The sequence below is a fragment of the Nitrobacter sp. 62-23 genome (assembly GCF_001897285.1).
Lineage (GTDB): Bacteria > Pseudomonadota > Alphaproteobacteria > Rhizobiales > Xanthobacteraceae > Nitrobacter.
In genome coordinates, this window is record NZ_MKSM01000091.1 from 1 (window position 1) to 4,987 (window position 4,987).

Genomic DNA, 4,987 nt, shown 5'->3' on the forward strand with positions numbered 1-4,987 from the left:
CCTCAATGCCGGTGGCGGGTATCATGTCCTCATCGCCGGGATGGAGCGTATTTCGGTTAACATCGGCCAGTTCGTGTTGACCGGAGAACCGGTAGCGACGATGGGATCGACCTCCCGCGTTGCCTCGATTCTCGCGGCAAACCCGAGTCAGCCCGTTCTCTATATCGAGTTCCGTAAGGACGGCACTCCGATTGATCCAGGTCCATGGTGGACCGCAAATAACGACCAAAAGGTTCGCGGATGATGCGCAAGGCTTCCCTTATTCTTCTCAGCGCCGCCGCGGGTGCCGCGCTGACGCTGTTCGTGACCCAGCCGCGCTCGGTGCTGATGGGATCGAGCGCGCGAGCCGCGACCTCGGATACCTATCGCCAGCTCAACCTGTTCGGAGACGTGTTCGAGCGGGTGCGCAGCGACTATGTCGAGAAGCCCGACGACAGCAAGCTGATCGAATCGGCCGTCAGCGGCATGCTGTCGGGTCTCGATCCGCATTCGAGCTACATGGATGCCAAGAGCTTCCGCGACATGCAGGTGCAGACGCGCGGCGAGTTCGGCGGCCTCGGCATCGAGGTCACGATGGAGGATGGCTTGGTCAAGGTGGTCTCGCCGATCGACGACACGCCTGCGTCCAAGGCGGGAATCCTGGCGAACGACGTCATCACCAATCTGGACGACGAGGCAGTGCAGGGACTGACCCTCAATCAGGCTGTCGACAAGATGCGTGGCCCGATCGGCACCAAGATCAAGCTGAAGATCATCCGCAAGGGCCAAGACAATCCGATCGACGTGACGCTGGTGCGCGACAACATCCGCGTCCGCTCGGTGCGCTCGCACGTCGAGGCCGATGACATCGGCTATATCCGCGTCACCACCTTCAACGAGCAGACCACCGAGGGCCTCAAGAAGGCGATCGCCGACCTCCGCAGCCAGATCGGTGACAAGCTCAAGGGCTACATCATCGATCTGCGCAACAACCCCGGCGGGCTGCTCGAGGAAGCGGTGACCGTGTCCGACAGCTTCCTCGATCGCGGCGAGATCGTGTCGACGCGCGGCCGCAACGCCGAGGAAACCCAGCGCCGCAGCGCCCACCCCGGCGACCTCACCAAGGGTAAGCCGGTGGTCGTTCTGATCAACGGCGGGTCGGCATCGGCTTCCGAGATCGTCGCGGGCGCCTTGCAGGATCATAAGCGGGCGACGCTGATCGGCACCCGCTCGTTCGGCAAGGGCTCGGTGCAGACCATCATTCCGCTCGGTTCGGGCAACGGCGCGCTGCGGCTGACCACGGCGCGCTATTACACGCCGTCGGGCCGCTCGATTCAGGCCAAGGGCATTGTTCCCGATATCGAGGTGCTTCAGGACGTGCCTGACGAGTTGAAGTCGCGGACCGACACCAAGGGCGAGGCCTCGCTGCGCGGCCATCTGAAAAACGGCAATGATGAGAAGACCGGTTCGCAGTCCTACGTGCCGCCGGACGCCAAGAACGACAAGGCGCTCAAGATGGCCGACGATCTTTTGCACGGCATCAAGACCAACCTCTCGTCACAGGCTTCCCGCGACAAGGCGGCGATCGAGAAGCCGGCGGACAAGGCCGCGAATTGAGGCTTTGAGATAAGCCGGATTTGAGGAGAGGGACGTTCCCCGAATGTCCGTCTCCTCCTCGCCGGGGTCGATATTCCCGGTGTGAGTACGATTGCGGCCTGCCGCCTTTGCGGGCGTCCATGGTATCGTCGAATCGGATGATTCGGGGAGTTCCATGGTCGATACGACGGACGATCTCAGCGCGCCGCTCGGACAGAACCCCACGCCCAAGCGCAGATTGCGGCTTCCCTTCACGCTGCCGCAGGCGAGTGCGGTCCTGCTGGGATCTGTCCTTGCCGCTTTCCTGGGCTTTGCCCTTTTCAACCACGATCCGCTCGGCGGCGAACCCACGGCGCGGGTCGCGATCCGGCAACTCGTAACACCCGAAGAGAAGCCTGCGGCGGTCCCGCCTGCATCGAAACCGGCCAGCGCCACCGCTGCCGCGAACTCTCAACCCGAGGCCGGTCAGAAGACCATCACCATTATCGACGGCTCCAGCGGCGCGCGTCAGAACGTCGTGGTTGCCGGCGGGGATTCCGCCGCGGCCGGCGGCGACGTCGCGCCAGCGACGATGGCGGGGATCGATCAGCGCCTGCTGGAGAAGTCGCGTTATGGAATGATACCGATCGCCGCCGCAGACGGCCTGAAGCCCTTCAAGGCCTATGCGATGGGCACCGATGCCGATCGCGCGAAGGCGGCCACGATGCCGGCGGTCGCGATCGTGGTCGGTGGCCTCGGGGTTGGCGCGGCCAAAACCGTCGATGCCATCATGAAACTGCCGTCCGCCGTGACGCTCGGGTTTACGCCGTACGGGTCCGATCCGGTCGGGCTTGTGGAGCGGGCTCGCGCGAAACGTCATGAGGTTCTGCTGCAAGTCCCCATGGAGCCTTATGACTATCCCGACAACGACCCCGGACCGCAGACCCTGCTGACGACGCTCGGCACTGAACAGAATATCGATCGCCTGTATTGGCACCTCAGCCGCTTTCAGGGCTATGTGGGTGTTGCCAATTTCATGGGATCCCGCTTTGTCACCGCCAGTATCGTCATGCAGCCGATCATTCGCGAAGCAGCCAAGCGCGGCCTCGGCTATCTCGATGATGGCTCCACCCCGAGGAGCGTTGCGGGTCAGCTCGCGGGGGGGCAGGCGATGCCATTTGCTAAGGCCGACCTCACCATCGATTCCGTCCCGACCTCGGTGGAGATTGACAAGGCGCTTGCCCGGCTTGAAGACTTGGCGAAGGAGCGGGGGACCGCGATCGGCATGGCCTCGGCGCTTCCGGTTTCCATCGACCGGATCGGTGTCTGGGCCAAGGCTCTCGAAGGCCGTGGCGTGATGCTGGTGCCATTGACAACCGCGATGCTGAAATCAAAATCGAGTTGATCTTCCAATCCGCGTTCCGCCTGCGTTCATAGCGGGGAGGCGCGAAAGGCATTGACGGAATGGCGCGCTACGACGATCTACCCTATCGCACGTGCGTCGGGGTGATGCTCATCAACGACAGGGGACTGGTCTTCATCGGTCGCCGCGCGGGCGGCATCGAGCAGGTTGACGACAGCCATGTGTGGCAGATGCCGCAGGGCGGCGTCGATCCCGGCGAGGACACCTGGCTTGCTGCGAAACGCGAACTCTATGAGGAGACCAGCGTTCGCTCGGTCGAGAAGCTCGCCGAGGTATCCGACTGGCTGATCTATGATATCCCGCGCACCGTGGCCGGACGGGCCTGGAAGGGGCGCTATCGCGGCCAGCGCCAGAAGTGGTACGCGATGCGCTTCACCGGCAGCGACAACGAGATCGACGTCGCCAATCCGGGCGACGGTCATAAGCCGGAATTCATCGCCTGGCGTTGGGAGCCGATGCAGAACCTGACCCGGCTTATCGTGCCTTTCAAGCGCCCGGTCTACGAGCGCGTGGTCAGGGAATTCGCGAGCCTCTCGAGCGATTAGAGCATGATCCCGAAAAGTGGAAACCGGTTTTCGGAAAAGATCATGCCCAAATAGATAAGCGACGAGTCTGATTCAACTTCAACGCAGTTGAAACAGACTCTGGCCGGTTCTCCGGGGGTGAGGGTGGTTGCCCTCATTGCTTTTTCGAGCAAAGCGGAGACCGGTTCGCGCCAGGAAAAAGCGTCAAAACAAAATCATAAATCGCTTCGGGATTCCATCAGAAGCGGAAGGACTTACGCTCAATGCAAAGCCGTGGTGTTGAGCTGGCTCTGAATGCTCTTGAAATGATCCAACCGCTCGATCGCCTTGTCGAGTTCGGAGCCTTCCTTTTCCGCCAGCTTGGTCTCCATGCTCGCGATCGTGTCAGCGAACTGGGCGCGATCGAGATCCTCGATCGAGGTTGCCACATCGGCGAGAACGGTCAGGCCCTTTTCCGAGACCTCGGCCAGACCGCCGAGCACGATGATTTTCTGATGTGCGCCGCCAGCGGTGACGGTCAGGATTCCGGGACGGATCGCCGCCACGACGGGCGCGTGGCCGGCTAGGACGCCGAAGTCGCCCTCGATGCCGGGGATGTCGACCTGATCGACTTCACCGGAAAATGCCAGTTTCTCCGGCGAAACAAGATCGAAATGGAAGGTGGCCATGGCACACGGTCTCTTTCTTCACCTCTCCCGCTTGCGGGGGAGGTCGACCGGCGCAGCCGGTCGGGTGGAGGCTCTCTTTCATGCAGAGGAGGTTAAGACCCCCTCCCCAATCCTCCCCCGCAAGCGGGAGAGGGTGCGCCGCAAACGTTGCAGCGATCTTCTGTTAGCTTAAGCCGCTTCGGCAGCGAGCTTCTTGCCCTTCTCGACGGCTTCCTCGATGGTGCCGACCATGTAGAACGCCGCTTCCGGCAGATGGTCGTATTTGCCCTGGCAGAGGTCGCGGAAACCCTTGATGGTGTCGGCGAGGTCGACGAACTTGCCCGGCGAGCCGGTGAACACCTCGGCGACGTGGAACGGCTGCGACAGGAAGCGCTCGACCTTGCGGGCGCGGGCGACCGTCAGCTTGTCCTCTTCCGACAGTTCGTCCATGCCGAGAATGGCGATGATGTCCTGCAACGACTTGTAGCGCTGCAACACCTGCTGCACCGTGCGCGCGGTCTGGTAGTGCTCCTCGCCGACGATCAGCGGCGAAAGCATGCGCGAGGTGGAATCCAGCGGGTCCACCGCCGGATAGATGCCTTTTTCCGAAATGGCGCGGTTGAGCACCGTTGTCGCGTCGAGGTGCGCGAAGGATGTGGCCGGCGCTGGGTCGGTCAGGTCGTCGGCCGGCACGTAGATGGCCTGCACCGAGGTGATCGATCCCTTGTTGGTGGTGGTGATGCGCTCCTGCAGCGCGCCCATGTCGGTGGCGAGCGTCGGCTGATAACCCACCGCGCTCGGGATGCGGCCGAGCAGCGCCGACACTTCCGAGCCGGCCT

5 protein-coding genes and 1 pseudogene are annotated in these 4,987 nt (G+C 62.8%); 4 read left to right on the forward strand and 2 right to left on the reverse strand.

Translation table 11 applies throughout. The features are described 5' to 3' along the window. The 4 genes from BGO16_RS07975 to BGO16_RS07990 all read left to right on the forward strand — a co-directional run. A partial coding sequence (locus tag BGO16_RS07975; RefSeq protein WP_292618083.1) for a peptidoglycan DD-metalloendopeptidase family protein occupies positions 1-244 on the forward strand: 244 nt, incomplete at its 5' end. Continuing rightward, positions 241-1,596, forward strand: a complete 1,356-nt coding sequence (locus BGO16_RS07980; RefSeq protein ID WP_292618084.1) for a S41 family peptidase — start codon at positions 241-243, stop codon at positions 1,594-1,596. The genes BGO16_RS07975 and BGO16_RS07980, both read left to right, overlap by 4 nt. 154 nt (positions 1,597-1,750) lie before the next feature. Continuing rightward, complete coding sequence (locus tag BGO16_RS07985; protein ID WP_292618087.1) at positions 1,751-2,959, forward strand: divergent polysaccharide deacetylase family protein; 1,209 nt, start codon at positions 1,751-1,753, stop codon at positions 2,957-2,959. Positions 2,960-3,018: 59 nt separating this feature from the next. After that, positions 3,019-3,522, forward strand: coding sequence for an RNA pyrophosphohydrolase (locus BGO16_RS07990; protein ID WP_292618088.1), 504 nt, complete (start codon positions 3,019-3,021; stop codon positions 3,520-3,522). A 239-nt stretch (positions 3,523-3,761) separates the two neighbouring features. Here BGO16_RS07990 and BGO16_RS07995 read toward each other — a convergent pair whose 3' ends face one another. Together BGO16_RS07995 and BGO16_RS08000 are read right to left on the reverse strand one after the other, a co-directional pair. Then, entirely contained in the window at positions 3,762-4,169 is a 408-nt protein-coding gene (locus BGO16_RS07995; protein ID WP_292618089.1) for a F0F1 ATP synthase subunit epsilon, read from the reverse strand. A gap of 168 nt (positions 4,170-4,337) precedes the next feature. After that, a pseudogene (locus tag BGO16_RS08000) lies at positions 4,338-4,987 on the reverse strand (F0F1 ATP synthase subunit beta); the annotation flags it as partial.